This is a genomic window from Haloarcula argentinensis DSM 12282, assembly GCA_000336895.1.
Lineage (GTDB): Archaea > Halobacteriota > Halobacteria > Halobacteriales > Haloarculaceae > Haloarcula > Haloarcula argentinensis.
This window is the reverse complement of record AOLX01000030.1, coordinates 113,007-136,822: the sequence shown is the minus strand read 5'-3', so window position 1 is coordinate 136,822 and position 23,816 is coordinate 113,007. Positions and strand designations below refer to the sequence as shown.

Below are 23,816 nucleotides of genomic sequence, written 5' to 3'. Positions count from 1 at the left end.
TCAAGAGTCTATGCCGTTTTGGAACACGTAGCACTCGATGACGGAGTCTTCATTCTCGCCCGGGCAACGAATCCTTCTCAACGGAACGCCGGCTGAAGTCATCAAAACACAGACGGTCGGCGAGATCGAATATTTGAGAGCGTATATCGACGGCGAAGGTGTCAAGACTGTCTGTCTCGACGATGTAGGGATTCAGCCACAGCAGTCCGACATCGAGGAGTTGGCCAACCAGCGAATCGACGACCTTCACCCGGATCACGATGCGGTCGCAGCGCAGTGGTTCGACCTCCGGACGCAGGCGACGAAACTCAAACTCGCCCACGAGCAGGGACAGCTCTTGAGCATCTCGAACTCGCTCGTTCGGCTGGAGCCGTATCAGCTTGACGCGGTAAACTGGGTGATGCAGAAGCTCCGGCAGCGGGCGCTTATCGGTGACGACGTCGGGCTTGGGAAAACGATAGAGGCGGGACTCGTCCTCAAGGAACTCGCTGCACGGAATCGCGCCGACCGCGTCCTGTTCGTCGTTCCCGCCCACCTCCAGAAGAAATGGATCCGTGATATGGACCGCTTCTTCGATATCGACCTGACCGTGGCAGACCGCGCGTGGGTGGACGGTGAGCGCCGTCGGCTCGGCGAGGAGGCTAACATCTGGGCCCAAGAGCAGCAGCGGCTCGTCACCAGCATGGCGTTCCTGCGACAGGACGAGTTTCGGCCTGCACTCCGGGACGCGTTCTGGGACGTCGTCGTGGTCGACGAGGCTCACAAGGCTGCAAAGCGGGGGAAATCACCGAGCAAGACGGCACGGATGATTGATACCGTCACGGGGAACTCCGACTCGCTGCTGCTTCTCAGTGCGACGCCACACGACGGGAAGGGCGAGGCATTCCGCTCGCTCGTGGAGTACATCGACCCGTTCCTCGTCGCCGAAAACCAGGAACTCTCACAGGAGACAGTCGACCGCGTAATGATCCGTCGCGGGAAGACCGACATCTACGACGAGGACGGTGAACGCGTCTTCCCAGACCGGGAGGTCAACTCGGTCTCGGTTTCGATGACGCACGACGAGCGGCAGTTCTACCGGGCGGTCACCGACTACGTCAAAAACGTCTACAACCGCTCGGAGAAGCTGAACGAACCCGCAGTCGGGTTCGCGATGGCGCTCATGCAGAAACGGCTGGTGAGTAGCGTCGGCGCGATTCACGCAACGCTCCGTCGACGACTGGACGACCTCCTCGACGAGGAGGCGGAAACGGACGGTCTGTCCGAGGAAGCACGAGCCTACCTCGATGGCGAGGATCTAGACGAGGACGACAAGCAACACGCGGAAGACGAGATCGCCGGTCTGACCGTCACCAGCACCGACGAACAGCTCCAAACGGAGATCGATACACTCCGCGACCTCGTCTCGCTGGCGGAGGATTTACCGATCGACTCCAAGGCCCAGAAAGTCAGACGGTTCATCTCACAGCTCCTCGAGGAGCAACCAGACGAAAAACTCCTGTTGTTCACGGAATACCGCGATACGCTGGACTACCTTCTCGAATTCGTGCAAGACGAGCCGTGGGCCGACGAGATTCTCGTGATTCACGGCGACGTTGACAAGGACGAACGGACCCGGATCGAAGACGAGTTCAATCACGGCCAGTCACGACTCCTGTTCGCGACCGATGCAGCGAGTGAGGGAATCGATCTCCAGCACAGCTGTCACATCATGGCTAACTACGAGCTTCCGTGGAACCCGAACCGGCTTGAGCAGCGGATCGGACGCATCCATCGCTATGGACAAGAAGAGGAGGTCAAGGTCTGGAACTTCCTCTTCGACGACACCCGGGAGAGCGAGATCTTCGAAATGCTCCAAACCAAGGTCGAGGAGATCCGGTCCCAGCTCGGAAACACAGCGGACGTGCTTGGCATCCTCGACGACATCGACGTGGACTCGCTCATCATGGAGTCCATTGAGAACGACGAACCGCCGAGTGCGACCAAAGAGGAACTTGAGGAGATGATCGAGGAGCGTCAGCGAACGCTCGAGGAGTGGTACGAGCGGAGCCTCGTCGATACGAGCACGTTCGACGCGGAGAGCCGCCGACAGATTCAGGAGGTCGTCGACGAGTCGGAAAACGTCTACGGAAGCGAGGGTGACATCCGCGAGTTCTTCGAGCGAGCAGTCGAAGCCTTCGGCGGCGAATTCGAAAAGCGCGGTACCAATCTCTATCAAGCCGAACTACCGGACGGGATCAATTCGCCCGGCCAAGACGCGACGTTCGGCCCGTTCACGTTCGACCGCGACTTCGCGATGGATCACGAGAACATCACCTACCTCGCTCCTGATACGGACGTCCTGCAGCGGCTCATGGCACGCGTGTTGGAAGACGAGCGCGGAGAGGTTGGACTCAAACTCCTTCCATTCGTCGACACGCCGGGGATCACCTACAACTATCGCGTGGCGTTCGAGGACGGCACCGGCGACGTGATTCGCGAGGAGACCAACCCCGTCTTCGTCGATGCTGCGCAAGAGGACGCCCAACAGGCCCTCGGAGAACGTGTGGTCGAGGGCAACTCGGTGGCAGCAAAACCCGACGCCGACGACCTTCGGACGGTTCTCGACGCTCAGTCCGACTTACGGACGGCCGCCGATCGCTATGTGAGCGTGCGGGTCAACGAGATCAAGAACCATCTTCAGGAGAAGCGTTACGGGGAGACCGCTCGGGAGCTGGAGAATCTCGAGGAGTACGCACAGGCGGAACGAGAACGGATCGAGTCCTTCATCGAGGAGTACGAGCGCAAAGCCGACGCCGGCTCGGACATGGATATCGCAATCCGTGGCCAACAGGAGCGTCTCGAACAGCTCGAAGAACGAATCGAGACACGTCGTGAAGAACTCCGACGTCGAGAGCAGATCATCTCCCTTGCGCCCGAGGTTGAGAACTACTGCTTGACGCTTCCACTCTGAATTGAGTGGGTACTGTAGCTAAAGTGGCCGAGGTACCTATCGGCTGACGAGATTGTCTCGGCAAAAGTGAAGTAAGCCGAAACTCTTGTTGAGTAGTATTCGATGAACAATACGCTTCTAACTGGTCCCCAACATTCACGTTTGGAACAAGCTGCTTTTGAACGGGCCGACCAGATGGGTGCTGACCTTCTTGGCTCCGTCCTGTATATAACGCGGAATGACGCTCGTAGAAGTGAAGTTGCGGACAATTGGGCCACGACATACGACCCGCTCTGTCTTCGCGCCGAGACACTCGATGCAGTCGTTCGTGAGTGGTACGAGCATCTTCACGGTCCGGTCAAACCACTCTCCGGACAGTTGAACCGCCGGATTGCGGAGTACGCGCTCGACAGAACGACAGCCGATACGACAGGTAGCCTCGCCGGTGAACCTGCCTCAGCAGCTCTCGCGGATTCGTTCAGTAGTCGTTTTTCACTCTTCGATGACGCCGGCATCGGGACTGCCGACGCACTGGCGGCAGAGTTCGAGGGCTCCACGCTCGATGACCGTATCGCGACAGCCACTGTCGACGCCTACCGCCACTATCGGGATCTCCACGCCGACTCCGTCGACGAGTGGGTCTGTACTCGGGGAGAGATGTTCGACGCCGTCGCAACGGCAGAGAAGTCACTCTCGGCCCTCTCCCCGGAACTGGACGTCGTCATCCTTTCGGGTTATCACGAGTTCCGTCCCGTCGAACGCCGCCTCATCGAACGCATCGTCGACGAACTCCCGGTGATTGCACTATTACCGCTCCACCAAGACGGGCGGAGCGGGGTCGACGCAGTGGCGCAAGACGCCCTAGAGGTCTACGAAGCACTCGACTTTGAGAGAGTAGATATCGAGCCCGTCAACGAGTCCGGGCGAGCCTTCGGAACGATCACTAAGTCGCTATACCGCCCGGATCCCGACGCCGTCCCTGTTCCAGACGCGCTCCGATGGCGGGAACTCCCGACGCCCGAGCGCGAGATTCGCTTCGTCGCTCGCGAGCTCCGGACTGAGTTGGCTACTGGTCGCGATCCCGACGACCTGGCTGTCGTCGTCCCGGGGACGGAGGCCTATTCGGGGTACGTGGAGGATACGTTCGAAACGTTCGACATTCCCCACGTCACGACAGCTGCCTCACAGTTGAACCAGACGTTTACCGGGAGCGTCGTTCACGATCTGCTGAACCTGGCCGAACCTGACCCGCGGGCTGAGGATCTCACATCCTTGTTGGCGAATCCGCTGGTCGACGTCGTCGACACCGACCAAGCCAACGCGGTCACGGCAGCTGCTCGCCGGCGCGACACCGTTTCTGTGTCGCCCCTGCTCGACGATATCGACGGCGAGGTCGCGTTACTGGTCGAGGATCTGCTGGCCACGCTGGAGACGCTTCGAACTGGGGACATCGAGGATGCGACCGAGACGCTTCGACGGCTGATGAACGATCGCTTCGACCTGGGTGCGGCGACAGATGACTACGCCAGCGGTGCTGAGCAAGCCGTCGAACAGCGAGCCTACGATCTCGTGGACGAGGTCCTATCCTCGTTTGAGTCGCTGGCGGCGGTCAATAGTGACCTCTCTCCGTTGGCACTGTTCTCCCGTGCGTTCGACGGTGTGCCGATCCGGGTTCCACAGCGCGCCGCCGATGGTCACGTCGAAGTGATGGGCCTGCTCGACGCCCGGATGCGCTCGTTCGAGAAGGTGTTCCTCGTGGGACTGACGACCGAGCACTTCCCGGTGACGGCGGAACGTCCGGCCTTCTTCGAGGAGATGACCGACGCCCACCCACGGTTCGACACTGGCGACGAGCGGCTCCGTGGCCGCTATCTCTTCGCGACGCTGCTCGCGAACGTTGACGAACTCACGATCACCACACCGGAGACGGGCGACGACGAATCCGCCGTCGTCCGGTCGCCGGTCCTCGACGAACTCCAGCGCGTGACCGGCATCGACCCCGAAGACGGCGTCGACGACCGCGTGGGTTCCCGCGAAGACCTCCAGCGGCACGTCGCTGCAACGGCCGACCGGCGTGCGGCAGTCAGCCGCGCCGGCGACCGAGGTGACCTCTCCCCCGAGCAGACCAAGCGCACTGATCGAGGACTACACTGTGCGGACAACAGGGGAACGGCTGGCCTCTCCGAACATGACGGCATCTTAGAACCCGAGACAGTCGATGCGGTCTACCCTCCGTCGGAACGGGAACCCTACAGCGCGAGTCGAATCGAGCGATACGTCGAGTGTGGGTTCAAGTTCTACGCTGACGAAGTGCTCGGAATCGATGATCCCGATGATGTCGAAGTCGTCCCTACTCCCCTCGAAACCGGGTCGTACGTTCACGGCGTCCTCGAACGGTTCTTTGCGGATCTACAGGACGAGACCGAGGATGGCGTCGATCTCGCCGAGTTCGATCGGGACGACCTGGCGACGCACCTTCGCGAGATCGCCGTCGAGGCACTCCGGGATGCTGACTTCGAGTACGACGGGCTGTTCTACGAACGGTGGAAGGCGGAGTTGTTCGCGGGCCTCACTGACGATGAGAGCGCCCCGTACGAAGCCGGGAGCAAACCCCACGACGCACCGGAACAGGGGTTGTTAGCCACGTTCCTCGACAACGAACTCTCACGGGACGGCACCGCCCGCCCACACCTGTTCGAAGCCCCCTTCGGCGAGGGACTTCCCGACTCGGATGCTGGGCCGTTCACGGTTGAACGGCCGGACGGCTCGATCGTCTCGATTCGCGGTTACATCGACCGCGTTGACGTGAGCCGGGACGGTGAGCAACCGACGCTCACGCTGTACGACTACAAGACCGGGCGGGCACCGTATATGACGAAGACGACTGGGGGAACGAAGTTCCAACTCCCCATCTATCTACTCGCCGCCGCCGAGGTCGTCGACGGTGACCTGTTCGAGCAGGGATCGCTCTCAGCGACGTACTACCAGGTACGACCACCCAACGACCTCAAGATTCCACGCGGGGTCGAGTCGAAATTCGATTCCGAGGTCGAACTCCGTCGCTTCCTGAATGATGTCGTTCCGGAGTGGCTGGGCCAGATCGACGAGGCGATCAGCAACGGACGGTTCCATACGACGCTCCTGTCGGCCCGTGGTGCGAACTGCCGGTACTGTGACTACCGACGGGCGTGCGATGTCCGCCACCACCGCAAGCGGGAGTTCGTTGACGAGGTTCGCGAGGACGACGGTGCGTACGTCCCGCTCCGTGTTCGCGACGACGAGGACATCGAGGCGGTGATGAGCGATGACTGAGGACCGCGCGGAAATTCAGCTCACAGCGGAACAGGAGAACGCGCTCGTCCAGGGCCGGAACGTCGCGATCACTGCCGGCGCCGGGACGGGGAAGACGACAACACTCACCGAGCGCTACGTGACGATCCTGGCCGAAAACCCGTCGCTCACGCCGGAGAACATCGTCACGATCACCTTCACCCGAAAGGCTGCTGCCGAACTGACCGAGCGCGTTCGGGAGGAGGTGTACGATCGGCTCGAGGCTGTCGACTCACCAGAGGCCTACAACCGCTGGCGAACCGTCCTCGACGACCTCGAAGACGGCTATGTCCACACCATTCACGCGTTCTGTGCGCGGCTCTTGCGAGAACGGGCCGTCGAGGCCCCGGTCCCACTCGGCTTCGACGTGCTCGACGAAGACGGGGCCGCGACACTCCAGCGCGAAGTCGTGACGGAGTTCCTCGAACGCAATCAGGACGATGAGGATGTCGCCCTTCTCGCTCAGCTCTGGGGCCGCGACCAGTTGGTCGATGTACTCACTGGATTACTCGATGAGCGCCCCCAGAGCGAAGCCGTCCTCGATGAATGGCGTGGTGCCGACGTCGACGACTACGTCGATATCTGTTGGGAGGTCGTCTGTGACCTCGATGTCGCCGACGCTCGACAGACGCTGTCTGCGGAGGGACTCCTTGAGCAGCTACGCACGGTCGCGGGCCGCGTCGACCGCGAGGGCGCTATCGCCGACAAGGACGGCCTTCGGGCCTACCGGACCTTCACCGAGGTCGCGACGACACTCCCCGACGACCCCGAGGGAGGCGATTCACGCGACTGTCAGCGCGCAATCCTCGAGCTGTACGAGGCCTGTGAAAAGAAGAACGGCGGCCTGTACAGCAGTTCGGGGTACGTCGTCGGTGACCGGGACGATTGGGGTGAGTACGGTGACGTCTACGACGATCTAAAGGACGCCATCGACGCGGTCATCGCGGCCGTCGAACCGCACGCGGATGCGGTCGAGACGACGCCCGGTGAACTGGAAGCGAATAGCGCTCACTACGCGCTCGCCCTGATGCGGGTCTTCGACGATATCCTCACAGCCTACACCGACGAGAAGGACCGCCGTGATACGCTCGACTTCCCTGACGTGATCGAGACGACGCTTCAGTTCCTGCGAACCAACGATGCCGTCACGGAGCGGCTCCGAGAACAGTTTGCGGCTGTGATGGTCGATGAGTTCCAGGACACAGACCCGCGCCAGTGGGAGTTAGTCAAGCTCCTCACGGGCGTCGAGGAGGGGGCGGCGTCGAACGTCTTCCTGGTCGGTGACGAGAAACAGAGCATCTACGGATTCCGTGGGGCCGACGTGACGACGTTCGGGACAGCGAGAGCAGAACTTCAGGCCGTCAACGAAGCCCGTGGTGTCGACGACGTTACCGACAGCGATTCCGAGAGTCCGACGGCGCTTGAACTCTCCGGGAACTTCCGGACACTGGACGAGCCGCTATCGTTCCTGAACGAACTCTTCGAGTCCCTGTTCCAGCCGGAAGGAGATACCCACGAACCGTACGAAGCGCCACCGCAGGAGTTGACCACGCAACGCGACCGTGTCGAAGATATCGAGGGACTGACCGGGAGCGTCGAGTATCTCGCTGTCCCCGACGATGCCGACACGGCGGGAGAACTCTTCGGCGACGACCACCCGGTCGCCGAAGGCGCGCTTGACCACACCATCGAGGCCGAGGCGCAAGCGCTCGCTGCTCGACTGACCCACCTGTTCGACGATCCGCCGACAGTCCAAGACCCGGATACAGGTGTCCATCGCGAGGCCGCTCCAGACGATACGGCAATCCTCCTCCGCCGCCGAACCCATCTGGATCGGTATCAGCGTGCGCTCGAGGAGTACGACATTCCCTACACTGTCGTCGGTGGTGCCGGGTTCTACGATACGCCCGAGGTCCAGACGCTCACGAACCTGCTTCGGGTACTCGGTGACCCACAGGACGACATCTCCCTCTACGGGGTGCTTCGGTCGCCGCTGTTCGGATTCGCGGATGGTCGACTTGCACCGGCTGTCGCAAAGGCAGATTCAGTCTGGGATGCGCTTGCCGAGACGGACGATCCACAGCTCGCGGACGCGTTTGACCTTCTCACGACGTGGCGGACCCTCAGCGGCTGTGCGACGCCGTCCGAGGATGGCGTCCTCCCGTGGAACCGCCTGTTGTCCCGGGTTATCGACGACACGGGGTATCTGGCGAGCGTGAGCGCTGACGAACGCGGTCAGCAAGCCGTCGCAAACGTCGAAAAGTTCCGTGACCAGGTCCGAACCTGGAGCGAGAACGGCGTTCATACCGCGGCTGGATTACTCCACCGTATCGACCGCCAAGCCGAAATCGATCCCCGCGAGGGGGAGGCAGATATTCCGGGTGACGCCGAGGGTGTCCGCATTATGACGATTCATTCTGCGAAGGGGTTGGAGTTCCCGATCGTCACCGTCCCCGACCTCGGAAGTGACCTCAATTTCGGTCGCTCTATCGACGACCACGGCTACGTTCAACTCGTTTCGGGTACTGATACCACGCCCCCTGTCCCAGCGGTCGGTGGACCGAATCCGGGCGATGCGTTCTCGATCGAGAAGACAGCCGTCCACGAGTACGCCGATCGACAGTCGCTCCCGCAGGAGCGAGCGGAATCGAAACGACTCCTCTACGTTGCGTGTACACGGACCCGAGACCACCTCCTGCTCTGTGGAACTCACGAGATCACCGTTGACGATACCGGGATCATTGAACTCGAAGATCCCCCTGCCTTCGACGATGCAACTCGGTGGCGAGACTGGCTTCAACCGTCGCTTCTCACTGAGGACCTCCTCCGTCGAGCGAGCCGAGAGGGGCAGGCGCGTGGACAGATCGGGGAGGCCAGCTATACGGTTCGCAAACCTCCGCGTCCGGTCGACTGGGGCCCCGACGAGGACATCGAAAACCCGGAGCCAGAGATATCGCTTCCCTTGCCACAGACGCTGGCTTCGGCGAAACGAATCGCTGCGACGACGCTGGTAACGGCGGTAGCGGACGCATCCGGGGAGAGTCATAGTCACACGAGTGGCGAAGAGTCGGCCGGCCTGAGCCCGACAACGTTTGGAACGATCGTCCACCGACTCACCGAACTCCGCCCACCAAGAGACGAGTGGCCGACACTGATCCGGCGTCTCAGCCGGATGGCCGGCGAAGAACCGACGGAAACAGACCTCCGTGATGCTGTCGAGCACGCTGGAGATGCAGTCGAATTTGTAGACCGCGTGGAGGCCAACACACAACTCCAAGCGACCTATGATGAGTATTCCGTCGTTGCCCGGCTTGATGACTCGCGGATTGTTGGTGATATCGACCGATTGCTTGTCACCCCCGGCAGCTACCGTATTATCGACTACAAAACGAACGACCTCTCGGAAGCCTCGAGTGCCGGATTGGCTGAACACTATCGCCCCCAGATGCTCGCCTACGCGCTAGCGCTCTTCCAGCACGACCGGAGCCGCAGTGTCTGTGCGTCTCTTCGATTCACTGATGCCGGTGTCGAGGAGCGATTCGACTGGGAGCCAACCGAATACTCCCAGATAGAATCTGAGCTCAGTTCTATGGTTGAATTGGTTTCTGAGTGGGAATAGCCCAGAAGAGAAGTGCCACTCCCGATACAGTAGACGGGGTGGCAGTCAGTTTGGGAGTCGCTCCGGAATTTCCTCCGAAGGAGTATCGTAATTGCGACGTGCTCGCTGACAGTCGACTGGACATACCCCTTCCGAGAGCGTGTTCGTGGCCGTGCAGCAATCACAGAACCGATAGACTGCAAGCAGATATCACAACTGTTTTTGTTACCAACTGTGTACTGGTAGGTGGGTTCTGGTCCTCGCTCCATTTCCCCCTTGAATCCGATTCAGATCATCGATTGGCCCGAGTCCAGAACCTGTCGTCGTGGATGACGACTCCGAATGGTGCGTTGCACGCCACTCCCCCCGGCTGCCCACCATTCTTTTACTGACCTGACGTGAGGAGATGCACCCCTCGTGACACGTATCCGGAAGTCGTCCGCCGTCACTGCTGCGTCTTTCCAGCAGTGGTGCGGCTACAGATCGGTTCGAGTATAGCGTGGCCCTGATGTAATACACCGTAAGTACACGTATACTATTGGTGCGAGCAGCACGGTTTGAGTCGATATCCATTTCGGTATTCAGGTCGCACCAACGACCCCGCTATCCATTCTTGCAGAATGACCTGCCTCACGACGCTGAGTCCGTCGATAGAAGCACTCATAAGACGGAGAAGGGGGAAACCAGGTTGGCAGACACTGGCGTTGGCCCCACTGGCTATATACACCCCAAACGTATAAGTTTTTTGACAATAATTATACAATATTATAGAATCAGTTGAGCGGATAATAATAGGCGACAGGAGGTGGCTGCTCGCCTACATTACTTTCTTGCGCAGATAGGCTGAGATGGCTTCGCTGATGAGCACAAGGCCCAGAATAGAGATGAGTATCGTCAGGACTGCTTCCCAATTGAAGTAGTTGATCTCTGTTTGTAGCGGGACACCGATCCCGCCTGCACCGACGAACCCGATGATCGTCGACGCTCTGACGTTGATATCCCATCGAAGCGTCGCGACGCTGATGAACGCCGGCTTGATCTGTGGAACGATACTGTAGATGAGTACATCAACGGGCGATGCCCCAGCTGCCGTGATCGCTTCGACAGACCCGCGGTCGATCTCCTCGATGGCTTCCGCGATTAGCTTTGCAGTGAACCCGATCGACCTGATCGAAATCGCCAGCACGCCAGCGAGGGCCCCAGGGCCGAAGATAACCACGAAGATCAGCGCCCAGATGATAACGTTGACCGAACGGGTAAACGAGATGATGAACTTCCCCAGCAGGTACGCCGGCTTGTTGGGTGCCGTGTTGCTGGCACCGAGGAACGCGACCGGGATCGCCATCACGATGGCCAGTGCCGTGCCGAGGATCGAGATATTGATCGTCTCAAGCAGCGGCCCGACAATCTTCCGGGAGTACCCTACATTGGGGGGATACATCCGACCGAAGAGATCGGCCAGCTCACGCGGGGCAGTCACGGCGTAGCCGTAATTCACTTCCATGGCGCGCCAAGCTGCGACGAGAATGACAAGGCCAGCCAGTAGCCCAAAGAACCGGAGCAATCGCTCACGGCGATCGAACCGACTCCAGGAGTCAGTACTGTTTGACATTATTGGATCCGCCTCCGGGCGAGAGCGCTGACACCTTCACCGACCATGACAATCGCGACGATGACAGCGATGATCGCCATGCTGAATTGATAGTCGTACTTGTCGAAGGAGTTCAACAGCGTGATCCCGATACCACCCGCTCCGACAATCCCGACGACAGTGCTGTGACGGAGGTTGATGTCGAGCCGGTAAATCGACAGCCCGATGATCCGGGGCATGACCTGTGGGAGGACGCCGTAGAGATACGTCTGAACGGGCGTCCCGCCGACAGCAGTGATCGCCTCCATCTGTCCACGATCGATATCTTCGATCTCCTCGGCAAGGAGTTTCGCGAAGAAACCGATCGTTTTGAACGCGAGGGCAAGGACACCAGCGAGCGGACCGAATCCGACCGCTTTGACCATAATGATCGCAACAATGAGCTCGTGGAGCGAGCGCGTGACTGCAACGATGCTGCGACCGACGTAGTAAACTGGCTTCGGCGAGAGGTTGTTGGAAGCCATGATAGCGACCGGCACGCTGACGATGATGCCGATTGTCGTGGCGACAATCGTCATCACGATACTCTCGACGATGCCCTGAATGAGCAGTTCCCGCTGGGAGGGCGTGTACGCCGGTGGAAGCATACTCTGGACGAGTTCGACACCGGCTCCGATCCCTCGAACAAAGCGGCTGGGGGAGATCCGAAGGTTCCAGAAGCTATACGCGAAGAACAACAAGATAAGCCCGTAGATGAGATACTTGACCTTCTTGTTGTAGAAGACTGTGGGCCGCTCCCAAGATCCTTCAACGGCCGATCCAGATTCAGCAGCCATATTGATTAGTCACCTCGTTCAGCAATGACGTCGTCAGAGTCGGTGCTGCTCCCTGCACTCGGCGCTTCGCGGTCCGCAATGGATTCACCACCGCGATAGATTTCGTCTCTGGCTGCCTGATCTAGATCGTCAGGTGGGCCGTTAAAGACGATCTCACCGTCACTGAGTCCGATGATCCGGTCCGCGTAGTCGACCGCCAGATCGACTTCGTGGATGTTGATGATGATCGGGATATCGTCTTCGTGAGCGATGTCCGTCAGAAGGCTCATGACCTCCCGGGAGGTGTCGGGGTCCAGCGCGCTCGTCGGTTCGTCAGCGAGCAGGATCTTCGGCCGCTGAATGACGGCACGGGCGATACCAACCCGCTGTCGCTGGCCGCCGGAGAGTTCATCTGCACGGTTGTTCTCGACTCCCTCTAGATTCACCCGACTGAGGATCTCCCGTGCGCGCTTGATATCCTCTGGTGGGAAGTTCCGACGGAATGCGTTCCACGTACTGAGATAGCCAAGGCGACCGGAGAGTATGTTCTCCATCACCGTGAGGCGCTCGACGAGATTGAACTCCTGAAAGATCATTCCCATATCGCGACGGACATCGCGAAGGGCTGATTTGTCTAGGCCAGTCACCTCTGTATCATCGAGCGAGACACGCCCGGCAGTTGGCTCGGTTAATCTGTTGATACTACGAACGAGCGTGCTTTTTCCGGCCCCGCTTGGCCCGATGATCGCAACGATCTCGTTACCACTGACTTCGAATGAGACACCTTTGAGTGCTTTATCACCGGAGTCGTACGTTTTTTCCAGGTTATCTACAGTGAGCATTATTCGGTTCTCTTCTTAGCCTTCGATGTTCTCGGTGTTGTACTTGATTTCGTTGTTCTCCTGAATCTGGAGGATGATATCGTAGGTCGTAGCGTAATCAATCTCCGTCCATTTTCCGCGACCACCGAAGACCTCCGCGATCTTGGTGTCCGAGTAGTCGTAATCGAGGAATGCCGCCCTGATACCTTCCTGAATTTCTGGTTTTAGATTGTAGCGGTAACAGAAGCTCGTCGTGGGGAACGGATTGCTGGCCCAGACGACTTTGAGATTCGTCGGATCAATGTTGTCCGCCTCCGCAACACGCGTGACACAGGTGCTACAAACAGGGGCAGCATCGTAGTCGTCGTTTGCCACTCCGAGGATGCTCTGTTCGTGGCCGCCGGAATAGCTCACTTCGTAGTCTTCGCCTGGAGTGACACCCTGGTTCGAGAACAGCGCACGCGGAGCGAGGTTTCCGGAGTTAGACGACGGTTCGGCGTGTGCGACACGTTTGCCCTTGATATCCTCAAGCGACGAGATGTCGTCGTTATCCGCCTGTGTGGCGAGCCACAGCCGATATCCGAAGTCACCCTCCTGCGAGATCTGGAGCGAGAACGGGACAGCACCGGCCAGATTCACAGCGAAAGGCGTTGGCCCAGTAGAGAATCCGGCGACGTGGAGGCGTTCGGATCGCATCGCCTCAATCTGGGACGCGTACGAGTTGAGGGGGAAGTACTTGACCGATTTCCCCGTCTCTTCGGCGATGTTGTCCATCAGCGGTTGCATCGTATCCCGGTAGACTGCCGGGTCCTCCGTCGGAGTCATCGCAAACGCGATGCGGTCCGGGTCTATCAGGTCGTCTTGATTATCCGGAGTACCCTGGACGGGGTTACCGTAGCGAGGCTTCTCGCGTTCCTTCATGTTTTTCAGGTCCTGCAGGGACCCCGTCTCGAACCCTGTCTCGATGAGCGTCTGCATCAGCTGCGGGAACTCCGGGTTCGCCGGATCGAACTCGGGATAGTTAGTACTCTGTCCGGAACTACCGTCACCGCTACTGGAACCGTCACTGCTATCAGTGCTGTCACCACCAGATGCTTCGGTGTTCTGGCTACTCTCCTGAGAACAGCCTGCAACGCCCGCTGCAAGCGCAGTAGCGCCAATTTTCAACACAGATCGTCGGTCAACTGGGTTCTGTTTCATTGTCGACGCAGACATGTGCGAAACCTGGGTTAAAAAGTATTTATGTTCAAATCTGACAAAACTACAAACCCATCATACCGAGTTTCAGGCGTTCTCAATATAGAACCTAGTATAAGTATTAGAATTAGACATATGAAAGATACTGAACACTAAGCAGTAATCGAGGGCGATCTTCGAATTCCACAGGGGCCACGGCAATATTCAAGCGAGCCTCAAGGCCAACACCTATTACCCATCAGTATATTTGTCTCCATATAGAATATAGTAGTATATAGACTATATAAAAATGACGGAACCACCGTTTGTAACATAAGATGACTGTAATGAGTGCAATCGCGAATACGGCTGTTTTCGGAGGTATAGAGGGGATAACTGTCGATACTGAGATACTCCACCTTTTTATAGCAGGTGCACTGGGTATGCTGCTCGGGCTCGAACGGGAGTGGGCCAACAAGTCTGCGGGAATCCGTACGTTTACGTTGACCAGCCTGGTCGGCGCTGCCGCAATGTCGCTCAACGAGACGATCCTGCTTGCGTCGGGAGGGGCATTGGTACTCGTGCAAGGGGGGTTGCTCGGGATCCGGGGAATTGTCGCACAGTGGACCAGTGACGACGGTGAGTCGGAGTTCGGCCTGTCCCTGACAACTTCAACTTCACTGCTTGTCGCGTACGCGGTCGGCATACTGGTTGGAGCCAATCATGTTCTGATCGGCGTCATTATTGGCATCACGTCGTCGTTCCTGCTAGTCCTTCGAAGGGAGCTACATGAGTTTGCACACCAGCTATCGCGAGAAGAAGTACGCAGCGCAGGTGAGTTTGCGATCATCTCGTTTGTCGTGTATCCGCTCCTGCCCGGCGGAACGTACGGACCATGGGATGCGATTGATCCGAAACTGGTCTGGATGCTCGTGATTGCAGTCAGTGGGATCGGGTTTGTCAACTATATCGTGATGCAGCGATACGGCAGCAAGGGGATCGCTGTAACTGGCTTCTTCGGTGGGCTAGTGAACTCTACCGCCGTAATCGGCGAAATCGCGGGCCGTGCAAAGAACAACACTGGCATCACAGAGCTCGCAGTGGGAACGATACTGATCGCTGATGCGGCGATGGCGGTCCGTAATTTGGCGATCATCGTTGCATTCGTCCCCGAGTCGGCTGTCAGTGTTGGACTCCCACTGGGCCTGATCGCCATTAGTGGCGTCGGACTCGCATATTACGATAGCGACTGGGAGGGCGATCTGGAACTGGATTTCGACTCGCCGTTTAGCAGCGCGAACGCGCTGAAATTCGGACTGCTCTTCCTCACGGTCTTGGTTCTCACCGCCGGAGCACAGCGCATATTCGGAACAGCCGGCTTCCTGATTACGAGCTTCCTCAGCGGAATCGTATCGAGCGGCACGACGACAACGACCGCAGTAACGCTGACGTCGACTGGTCAAATATCGCCGGCAGTAGCGGCGCAGGGTGTGCTGGCCGGGACGCTCTCCAGTATCCTCGTGAAAATCGGGTTTGCAACGAGTATCAACCGCTCACTGCTAGCGCCGGTGGTGCGAAAGTCACTCTACCTGTCGCTGATCGGAATCGGTGGCGTGGTTATCAGCATCCAATTAGTATGAACGGACAGAGCTATCGGCGTGTTTCGAGGGCCGCCACGGTCCCTGCAGTGAAGAAAGCGCCTGTGCTCTCGGTAGCAGCGGCTTCTGCCGAAGCATCACTGTTTGAGACGGAGGACGCTAGATGACATACACCAGTGCAATTATCGACCTTGACGGTACAGTCTATCGCGGGGATTCGTTAGTCGAAAACGCTGCAGAGGGGGTACGGACAGTACGTAAGGCGGGGCTTTCGACGCTGTTCGTCACCAACAAGCCGATTGATCGGCGTGAAAAGTATTGCGAGAAGCTGAACGCACTGGGCATCGATTGCAGCAGTGATGACATCATCACGTCCGCCACCGCATCAGCGGATTATCTATCTGCGCAGTATCCCGAGCGCGAAATCTACGTTATCGGCGAGGACGCTCTGGTTGCGGAACTGCGTGCTGCTGGGCTGAGGACAACGACTGACCCAGAGCGAGCAGGCACCGTGATCGCGTCACTGGATTTCGGTTTCGATTACCAGGTCCTACAGGATGCGCTAATCGCACTCACTGAGAACGACGCGCTGTTCGTTGCGACCAACCCGGATCGAACGTGTCCGGTAGATGGGGGTGAGATACCCGATGCAGCGGGGATGATCGGGGCGATAGAAGGAGTGGCTGGGCAGGAATTGGACCAGTTGATCGGCAAACCGTCCAACGTAATCCTTCAGATGGCGCTGGAACGCCTCGGTAGTGAGCCGGAGCACTGTCTCATGATCGGTGATCGCCTCGGGACAGACATCAGAATGGGAAACCAGGCCGGGATGGAGACGGTACTGCCACTAACTGGCGTTACCAGTACGGCGGACTTAGCGGAGAGTGACGTGAGCGCTGACCACGTCGTGACCGACCTTTCAGAACTGGCAGCGATCGTAGAAAACGGACAGTAAGTCCGGAAAATGAGGGAATAATTGTTTCCAGCGGTCTCGATACCCCAAAAGTTCAGTCGAGCACGCCGGGGTAGTCAGCGATGATTCCGTCAACACCGGCCTCGACGAGTTTCTCCGCCTGATGCCATGTCGTTATCGTGTACGGGATTACCTTCCGACCTTCCTCGTGAGCGGTCTCGACCAGATCGATCTCGGCGAAATCCGGGTCTTCGAGGTAGTAGTCCTCGTTGAAGAAGGGCGTGTTCATGATCATATTGTACGGCGGCTGGATGTACTCCGCGTCCAGATCACGGACGACAGAAAGACCGTCCTCGATTGAGTCCCAGAGCAGGTACGCTATCGGAATACTGGAGTCCGCGTTTCGGACGGACTGCAGGGCGGCCTTCTGGAACGACTGAATGATAACGTCGTTTTCGTGATGAGAGAGGACTTCGAGTGCCTGTTCCGTGAACGGATCCCAGGTCTCAACATCGGATTCCGACGCGTCATCGTCAGGAGAGACACCAGCGGCCTTCCACTCGATATCGAGCGGGATACTGTCCGGCGTCGCTTCGACGAACTCGTCTAATCGAGGGATCGTCTGACCGCTGTCACGGATTTCAGCGTTCAGAACCGTTTGCACATCGTTCTCCCAGACGTACCCGGATTCATCTGTCAGGTCGTCTAGCTTATCGTCGTGGAAAACGACGATTTCGAAATCCTCACCCTTCCAGGGTTTCCCGCCTGCAGGCACGAGATCGCATTCCATCATATCGGTATTGTACTCGTGACTGCGAGGACCGCCGTACGCTGCCTGCTGAACTGCGGCGATGGTGTTTTGCGGATACAGACCGCGGTAGCCACGGTGTGCAGCGAGGATCGGTGGGGAAGCGATAGGCGGTTCGGTACTGCTGTGATCGTTTTCCCTGCCAGCCGCAGTGCCCACAATGGACCCGAGTGCGGCAGCGGACGTACTCTTCAGCACGGTTCGACGGCATATGTCTGGTATTCGAACCATTCCGTGGCATATTACCCACACAATCTATATATAACTATTGATCGATAATATTGCTATATACTGTTCTGTTTTCTTGAGTTTATTCACACTTCAGAGCGACAGAACCGGCTGTTGGCTGAGAGTACATATTAGTATATAGTATAAATATTAGTAGAATCTCGGATGTGGTTATGCTGAAACGACAGACAGCACACGAGACGGACGGAGCTGTGCTTGGCGGTCCTGTCTTGCCAGTAGTACGGAGCGGATCGGGCGCGAAGTCAGATAGTACTATCGACGGTACTGGTTACTTCAGGCGATTGCGCCGCCGCTGCGTGATAGATGGCTTCGCCCGTCTGTGGATCGAACAGGTGGAGCCGCTCGGTCTCAACTGTCAACGCAACTCGGTCGCCCGGTTCGACGGCCGTTCGGGGTTCGGCATGTAGTTTGAACTCCTGATCGCCGGTCCGACACTCCAGCAGGAGGCTATCACCGAGCGGTTCAGTGACGGTTACCTCAGCGGGGAAGGAACTTCGGTCGGCCGAATCAGCTACCGAAAGGCTCTCCGGCCGAATGCCTAACAGCGCCTGCGCACCGGCGGCTGTTTCCAAGCCGTCGGCCTCTGGTAACGGGATACGGAACGTTGGGCCGACGGCCTCGTATTCAGTCCCATCACGGGAGATATCCACGGAGAGCATGTTCATCGCGGGGTCGCCAATGAACTCCGCAACGAACCGAGTCTCAGGGTAGTCGTACAGCCGCTGTGGGCTGTCGACTTGCTGGATGCGACCGTCGTTCATTACCACCACCCGGTCACCGAGGGTCATCGCCTCTGTCTGGTCGTGTGTCACGTAGATGGTGGTGGTTTCGAATTCGCTGTGGAGTTTCGCCAGTTCGGCCCGCATCTTGATCCGGAGTTTGGCGTCGAGATTCGACAACGGTTCGTCCATGAGGAACACCTCCGGGTCCCGGACTAATGCGCGACCGAGTGCGACTCGCTGTCGTTCACCGCCGGATAGCTCGCCGGGCTTTCGGTCGAGCAGGTCGTCGATGTCGAGCACCGCTGTAGCTTCCTCCACCTGACGGTCGATCTCCTCGTCGCTGAAGTCGCCGGCTGACTTCATGCCGAACGTGATGTTCCGGCGCGCGGTCATGTGTGGGTACAGCGCGTAGTTCTGGAACACCATCGAGACATCGCGGTCTTTCGGTTCGACACCAGTGACTTCCTGATTGCCCATCTGAATCGTCCCCTCAGTGGCCTGCTCTAGCCCGGCGATCAGCCGAAGTGTGGTGCTTTTCCCACAGCCACTCGGCCCGACCACAGTCACGAACGCCCCGTCCGGGATCTGGAGGTCGATATTTTTCACCGCGACGACACCATCGAATTCTTTCCGTACGTCCTGTAGGGTTACGTCAGTCATTGCTCTCCTCTCATTTTTGTTGGATCGTAAACGTCTCTAGCAGCTGTCGTCGGAACAGCACCAGCAGCGCCAGCGGTGGCAACAGGGTCAGTATCGACCCGGTCATCACCATGGACCAAGCGACTTCGCCAGTGCTGGCCTGTCCTCGAAGCAGATTCAAGCCGACCTGTGCGACCTGCAGGCTCTCTGCGTTGATGATCACCAGCGGCCAGAGGTACTGGTTCCACGTGTAAACGAACATGATCACCGACACGCCCACGAGAACGGCACGGGACATCGGAATCAGGACAGACCACAGGAACCGCAATGGACCGACACCGTCGACCTTCGCCGTCTCAACGAGCGATGCTGGAATCGACAGGAAGTGCTGACGAAGGATGAACACGGTCGTCGCACTGGCCAGATACGGGACTGTGATCGCGAAGAAGGTGTTTCCCATGCCAAGTTCAGTCGTCAGGCGATACAGCGGCACAAACCTGACTGGGACCGGGAGCAAGAGAGTAAAGAGAATAAACAGGAACACCGCGTTCTTGTAGGGAAATCTGTAGTAGACGATCACCAGCGCGGCCAGCAGCGACACGATCAATTTCCCGACGACGACGGCAACAGACATCACAAATGAGTTCAGCATGAACCGCCAGAATTCGAGGCCGATGAGCGCACGACGGTAGTTCGACAGTGCGTGGCCGCCAGGTACCAGATCGCCGATCGAGGTAACGATCCCGGCCCGCTTCGTCGAGACAAGCGCCGCGATCAACACTGGCAGTACGATCAGGAACACGACGGTCGCTGCGAGCACGTGTAGCGTGAGCTGCTCCGTCTCGAATCGCCGGATGCGTTCACTGGTAGTTCGTCCCGCAGACCGGGAGCGCTCAGCAGCGGCGGTCAACGCAGTAAGGAGTGAACCGAGCATGTTATCCTCCGTAGTAGGCATATCTGTCGCTCAACCGGAACTGGCCGTACATCAACAGCCCGACAGCGATGAACAGCACAACGGACTTCGCCGAGGCGAATCCAAACTCGTAGAACTGGAAGGCGGTCCGGTAGAGGTCATAAATGAGGATATTTGTCGCACCGGCGGGCCCACCTTTCGTCATGAGATCGACCATCGGGAACGTCCCGAAAAAGCCGTAGATCGTGTTCATGATGACCAGAAACACGAGCGTCGGCGAGATGATCGGGACGTACACGCGCAGCAGTCGCTGCGTTCGGGAGACGCCGTCGAGCTCGGCGGTCTCAGTCAGCGACTCGGGGACGTTACCGAGTGCGGCTGTCATGAAGATGACGTTGTACCCGACCTGCTTCCACACTGCCGCGATCAGCACGACGACGAACGCCTGCGGACCGTGGCTGAACCAGTTGACATCGACGCCGAGGGCCTCGATATAGCTCGTGAAGATTCCGATGTTCGGGTGGGCGATGAACAGGAACACCAGCCCGGCGACAGCCGGCGGCAGTGCGTACGGCCAGATAACCGCCACCAGATACACTCCCTTCCCAACAGTAATTTCGTGGATGAGAAAGGAGACACACAGAGCAACGGCCATCACGCCAACGACGACACACGTAGCGAACAGTACCGAGATCAGGACGCTCTGGAGATACTCCGAGGAGGTGGCTAACCGTCTGTAGTTATCTAGCCCGACGAACACGTCACCTTGGGCAAGCGAGGCCCGGTAAAAACTGAGTCCAACTGCACGGACCGTCGGGTAGTAGAGAAACACCAGCGATACGACCATCGTCGGTAACAGCAGCACGCCGGCTTGCAGGTGGTCTGTGAAGACTTCGCGCGTGGACATTAGCTGTAGTATCGGTTAAGCTCTTCTTCGACGGCCGATTTCAGCTCGGAGAGCCCCTCGTCGACGCCGACCTCGCCGCTGAACAGCTCGACTGACTTGTCCTGAATTGTTGTCTGGACCTGTCGAGCCGGGCCGATGAGCATCCGCTTCGTCGCCGGCGTGTTCTCGGCCTGGGTCAACTGGTCGAACGCGGTTCGGTACATCGGGTTCTCGGTAAACCAGCCGTCGTTTTCGAGCTGCTCGACAGCGCTCTGTCGGATCGGGTAGTAGCCAGTCCCCTTGTGCCAGGTGATCTGTGACTCCGGTCGACCCATGAACTCAAGGAAGCTGCCGATCTCGTCCTGCCGCTCCTGTGGCAGTCCGGAGGGAACGAACCACGAAGCACCACCAATAACCGGCCCGGTTCGGTCGCCGTCTATCGTCGGGTAGAAGGCGTTGTCGACCTCGAACCCGTTTTCCTCCGCGCCGGATCGGATACCAGTGACAGACGCCGTCGAGGTCATCAACATAGCGGCTTTCCCGGTAAGGAATGTGGACGTTGCTTCCCCCCAGGCCTCGATTCCAGGGTTACTGAACAGGCCGTTGTCAGCCATTTCGTGCCACCACTTATACAGGGACCGGGCCGTCTCGGTGTCAGTTTGCATCGTCGTCGGCTGGCCGGCATGGCCGTTCTTAGCGTCGAGTAGCGTCTGCCCGTCGACGGAATAAAAATGCTCGATGAACCAGACGTGGTTTGGCCAGGTGATCCCGGCTTCGGTAACTCCTTCGTCGACGAGCGTCTGTGAGTAGCTACGCACTTCCTCCAGTGTCGTCGGCGGACTGTCAGGGTCGAGCCCGGCTTCCTCGAACGCCGACCGGTTGTAATAGAGGATGGCGTTCGAGTTGTTGAACGGCATCGATGTGAGCGTATCATCGATGGTGAAAAACGAGGTCACGTTTGACAGGAAGTCATCGACCGGATAGTCGTCGGAGAGCAAGTTCTCGACGGGCTCGACCGCGTCCGTATCGAGGACCTGCTGGGCGAACAGACTGTCTATCTGGAAGACATCGGGGACCTCGCCAGAGTCGAGCGCGCTCAGTGTGTTCGTCAGCACTCCCTCGTAGGAGTCCTGAAAAACGAGGTTGACTTCGATGCCCGTCTCGGACTGGAACTGGTCGACCAGCCCCTGCAGCGTCTCACCGTTGGTCCCACCCATGGCATGCCAGATAGTGAGGCTGTCTTCGTTGACCGGCCTGACACTGGCACCGCTGCTACTGCTACACCCGGCTAGACCCACGGTCCCCACCGTGAGTGCAGCCCCCGATGCTTTCAGCACTGACCGCCGCGATACATGGTCGTACCCGCCACCACTGTGAACCATATCCGGTGCCAGCAATGCATGAAAGATGAATGATTATAATTGCTCTCTATACTGTCCAATATGTATACAAAGGTATCGTGACAGAACAGTAGGCGCTGTCAGTTGCGATGGCGGCTCGTAAATGGCTGTCGGCCCTGAGATGCACTGCGGGAGTTTCCGTCCGGTCACGCCATATCGGAGGGGAGCGAATTGCAGCCGCTCCGCCGGCAGACAATATTTGATAACGGCTGGCACTATTCGGCATATGCTGAACCACCCGTTAATTGTGTTATCCGCTTATCTGTCGACGTGACACTGTTCGACGAAACTACACTCAATGAGTTGTCGTTTGACAACCGAATCGGTCTCGCACCGATGACACGTGTGAGCGCCACTGACGACGGTCGTGCTACCGCGGAGATGGCACAGTACTATCAGCGGTTCGCCGAAGGCGGCTTCTCGTTTCTCATTACGGAGGGGACGTATCCTGACGATGCATACAGCCAAGGATATCTGAACCAGCCCGGACTGGTAACCGACACGCAAGCGGCGGCCTGGAAACAGGTTACCGAGGCGGTCCACGACGCTGGTGTCCCGATTTTCGCCCAGCTGATGCACGCCGGGGCACAGAGTCAGGGGAATCCACATGTCGACGGGGACCAGACGATTGCCCCGTCGGCGGTGCAACCGGAGGGAGAAAAGGCCGAAGCCTACGGCGGGAGCGGTGAATTTCCTACGCCCAAAGCAGCCACCGTCGATGAGCTAGCCGGTATCCGTGACTCGTTCGTCAACTCGGCCCAAAACGCCATCGACGCGGGGTTCGACGGTATCGAAATCCACGGTGCGAACGGGTACCTGCTTCACGAATTCCTCTCAGCAGAGTTCAATCAGCGTGACGACGAGTACGGCGGTAAGCCCGCAAACCGGGTGCGCTATCCGCGTGAGGTTGTCGCCGCGATTGACGAGGCGACACCCGCCGATTTCGTCGTTGGTATCCGTGTCTCACAGTCGACCGCCCTTGACGAGACCCACCGGTGGCCCGAAGGTGAGGACGCCGCAGCGGTGTTTTTCGATGAACTGTCGGCGGCTGGTGCCGACTATATCCACGTTACGGAACCCGATGCGACCACGCCAGCGTTTGGCGACGACGGACCGACGCTGGCCGAAGCCGCGGCTAAGTACGGCGACGATGAGACGGTCATCATCGACAACGGCGGGCTTGGCACGCCTGACGCGGCACGCGAGAAGGTCGATGCCGGTGCCGACCTCGTAACGCTGGCGACGAGCGCACTCGCTAATCCGGACTGGCCTGATAAAGTCGAAGCCGGCGAGGAACTGACCACGTTCGACCCTGCTGAGTTCCTCGCTCCGTCCGCTGCACTCTCCGAGCATGAGGTGCAGAAAGAGGGTACCTCGGCAGACGATTGAGCGGATTGCTGTAACTGTGTACCGGTACGATCGCAT

At 58.7% G+C, this 23,816-nt stretch carries 15 protein-coding genes; 6 read left to right on the top strand and 9 right to left on the bottom strand.

What is annotated here, in order from left to right; genetic code table 11:
- The first annotated feature begins 37 nt into the window (after positions 1-37).
- From C443_RS20250 to C443_RS20240, 3 genes are all read left to right on the top strand, one after another.
- Positions 38-2,953 carry a helicase-related protein gene (locus C443_RS20250; RefSeq protein ID WP_005538802.1) on the top strand — a complete coding sequence of 972 codons (2,916 nt, stop codon included), beginning with the start codon at positions 38-40 and terminating at the stop codon, positions 2,951-2,953.
- A gap of 102 nt (positions 2,954-3,055) precedes the next feature.
- Positions 3,056-6,244: a PD-(D/E)XK nuclease family protein gene (locus C443_RS20245; protein ID WP_193363485.1), complete on the top strand. Its 3,189-nt coding sequence runs from the start codon at positions 3,056-3,058 to the stop codon at positions 6,242-6,244.
- Positions 6,237-9,881, top strand: coding sequence for a UvrD-helicase domain-containing protein (locus C443_RS20240; protein WP_005538799.1), 3,645 nt, complete (start codon positions 6,237-6,239; stop codon positions 9,879-9,881). The genes C443_RS20245 and C443_RS20240 overlap by 8 nt, the downstream gene beginning before the upstream one ends.
- Before the next feature lie 796 nt (positions 9,882-10,677).
- Here C443_RS20240 and phnE (C443_RS20235) read toward each other — a convergent pair.
- From phnE (C443_RS20235) to phnD, 4 genes are read right to left on the bottom strand one after another with little or no spacing between them, the layout of a single operon-like run.
- Positions 10,678-11,472: a phosphonate ABC transporter, permease protein PhnE gene (gene phnE / locus C443_RS20235; protein ID WP_005538798.1), complete on the bottom strand. Its 795-nt coding sequence runs from the start codon at positions 11,470-11,472 to the stop codon at positions 10,678-10,680.
- On the bottom strand, positions 11,472-12,287 hold the full coding sequence (gene phnE, locus C443_RS20230; RefSeq protein WP_005538796.1) for a phosphonate ABC transporter, permease protein PhnE: 816 nt from the start codon (positions 12,285-12,287) through the stop codon (positions 11,472-11,474). Before phnE (C443_RS20230) ends, phnE (C443_RS20235) begins: the two co-directional genes overlap by 1 nt.
- 5 nt (positions 12,288-12,292) lie before the next feature.
- Positions 12,293-13,108: a phosphonate ABC transporter ATP-binding protein gene (gene phnC / locus C443_RS20225; RefSeq protein WP_005538795.1), complete on the bottom strand. Its 816-nt coding sequence runs from the start codon at positions 13,106-13,108 to the stop codon at positions 12,293-12,295.
- A 15-nt stretch (positions 13,109-13,123) separates the two neighbouring features.
- A complete protein-coding gene (gene phnD / locus C443_RS20220; RefSeq protein WP_188853492.1) occupies positions 13,124-14,302 on the bottom strand; it encodes a phosphate/phosphite/phosphonate ABC transporter substrate-binding protein in 1,179 nt (392 codons plus the stop codon).
- Between the two features lie 299 nt (positions 14,303-14,601).
- Here phnD and C443_RS20215 point away from each other — a divergent pair, with 299 nt between their 5' ends.
- Both C443_RS20215 and C443_RS20210 read left to right on the top strand, forming a co-directional pair.
- Positions 14,602-15,903 (top strand): MgtC/SapB family protein, encoded by a 1,302-nt coding sequence (locus C443_RS20215; protein WP_188853494.1) that lies wholly within the window; start codon positions 14,602-14,604, stop codon positions 15,901-15,903.
- Positions 15,904-16,024: 121 nt separating this feature from the next.
- A complete protein-coding gene (locus C443_RS20210) occupies positions 16,025-16,816 on the top strand; it encodes an HAD-IIA family hydrolase (RefSeq protein ID WP_005538791.1) in 792 nt (263 codons plus the stop codon).
- A 52-nt stretch (positions 16,817-16,868) separates the two neighbouring features.
- On the opposite strand, the gene C443_RS20205 is transcribed toward C443_RS20210, so the two are convergent.
- From C443_RS20205 to C443_RS20185, 5 genes are all read right to left on the bottom strand, one after another.
- Entirely contained in the window at positions 16,869-17,813 is a 945-nt protein-coding gene (locus C443_RS20205) for a glycerophosphodiester phosphodiesterase (RefSeq protein ID WP_206041976.1), read from the bottom strand.
- 260 nt (positions 17,814-18,073) lie between these two features.
- Complete coding sequence (locus tag C443_RS20200) at positions 18,074-19,213, bottom strand: ABC transporter ATP-binding protein (RefSeq protein WP_005538787.1); 1,140 nt, start codon at positions 19,211-19,213, stop codon at positions 18,074-18,076.
- A 10-nt stretch (positions 19,214-19,223) separates the two neighbouring features.
- A complete protein-coding gene (locus C443_RS20195; RefSeq protein ID WP_005538786.1) occupies positions 19,224-20,126 on the bottom strand; it encodes a carbohydrate ABC transporter permease in 903 nt (300 codons plus the stop codon).
- 1 nt (position 20,127) lies between these two features.
- Positions 20,128-21,012 carry a carbohydrate ABC transporter permease gene (locus C443_RS20190; protein ID WP_005538785.1) on the bottom strand — a complete coding sequence of 295 codons (885 nt, stop codon included), beginning with the start codon at positions 21,010-21,012 and terminating at the stop codon, positions 20,128-20,130.
- Complete coding sequence (locus C443_RS20185) at positions 21,012-22,208, bottom strand: ABC transporter substrate-binding protein (protein WP_005538784.1); 1,197 nt, start codon at positions 22,206-22,208, stop codon at positions 21,012-21,014. The genes C443_RS20190 and C443_RS20185 overlap by 1 nt, the downstream gene beginning before the upstream one ends.
- Positions 22,209-22,661: 453 nt before the next feature.
- Here C443_RS20185 and C443_RS20180 point away from each other — a divergent pair, with 453 nt between their 5' ends.
- Positions 22,662-23,780 carry an oxidoreductase gene (locus C443_RS20180; RefSeq protein WP_005538783.1) on the top strand — a complete coding sequence of 373 codons (1,119 nt, stop codon included), beginning with the start codon at positions 22,662-22,664 and terminating at the stop codon, positions 23,778-23,780.
- The last annotated feature ends 36 nt before the right edge of the window (positions 23,781-23,816 follow it).

Bases quoted from the DNA above. Each gene is read 5' to 3' on its own strand.
- C443_RS20250 (WP_005538802.1), top strand. From the start codon at position 38: ATGACGGAGTCTTCATTCTCGCCCGGGCAACGAATCCTTCTCAACGGA.
- C443_RS20245 (WP_193363485.1), top strand. From the start codon at position 3,056: ATGAACAATACGCTTCTAACTGGTCCCCAACATTCACGTTTGGAACAA.
- C443_RS20240 (WP_005538799.1), top strand. From the start codon at position 6,237: ATGACTGAGGACCGCGCGGAAATTCAGCTCACAGCGGAACAGGAGAAC.
- phnE (WP_005538798.1), bottom strand. From the start codon at position 11,472: ATGTCAAACAGTACTGACTCCTGGAGTCGGTTCGATCGCCGTGAGCGA.
- phnE (WP_005538796.1), bottom strand. From the start codon at position 12,287: ATGGCTGCTGAATCTGGATCGGCCGTTGAAGGATCTTGGGAGCGGCCC.
- phnC (WP_005538795.1), bottom strand. From the start codon at position 13,108: ATGCTCACTGTAGATAACCTGGAAAAAACGTACGACTCCGGTGATAAA.
- phnD (WP_188853492.1), bottom strand. From the start codon at position 14,302: ATGTCTGCGTCGACAATGAAACAGAACCCAGTTGACCGACGATCTGTG.
- C443_RS20215 (WP_188853494.1), top strand. From the start codon at position 14,602: ATGACTGTAATGAGTGCAATCGCGAATACGGCTGTTTTCGGAGGTATA.
- C443_RS20210 (WP_005538791.1), top strand. From the start codon at position 16,025: ATGACATACACCAGTGCAATTATCGACCTTGACGGTACAGTCTATCGC.
- C443_RS20205 (WP_206041976.1), bottom strand. From the start codon at position 17,813: ATGGTTCGAATACCAGACATATGCCGTCGAACCGTGCTGAAGAGTACG.
- C443_RS20200 (WP_005538787.1), bottom strand. From the start codon at position 19,213: ATGACTGACGTAACCCTACAGGACGTACGGAAAGAATTCGATGGTGTC.
- C443_RS20195 (WP_005538786.1), bottom strand. From the start codon at position 20,126: ATGCTCGGTTCACTCCTTACTGCGTTGACCGCCGCTGCTGAGCGCTCC.
- C443_RS20190 (WP_005538785.1), bottom strand. From the start codon at position 21,012: ATGTCCACGCGCGAAGTCTTCACAGACCACCTGCAAGCCGGCGTGCTG.
- C443_RS20185 (WP_005538784.1), bottom strand. From the start codon at position 22,208: ATGGGTGGGACCAACGGTGAGACGCTGCAGGGGCTGGTCGACCAGTTC.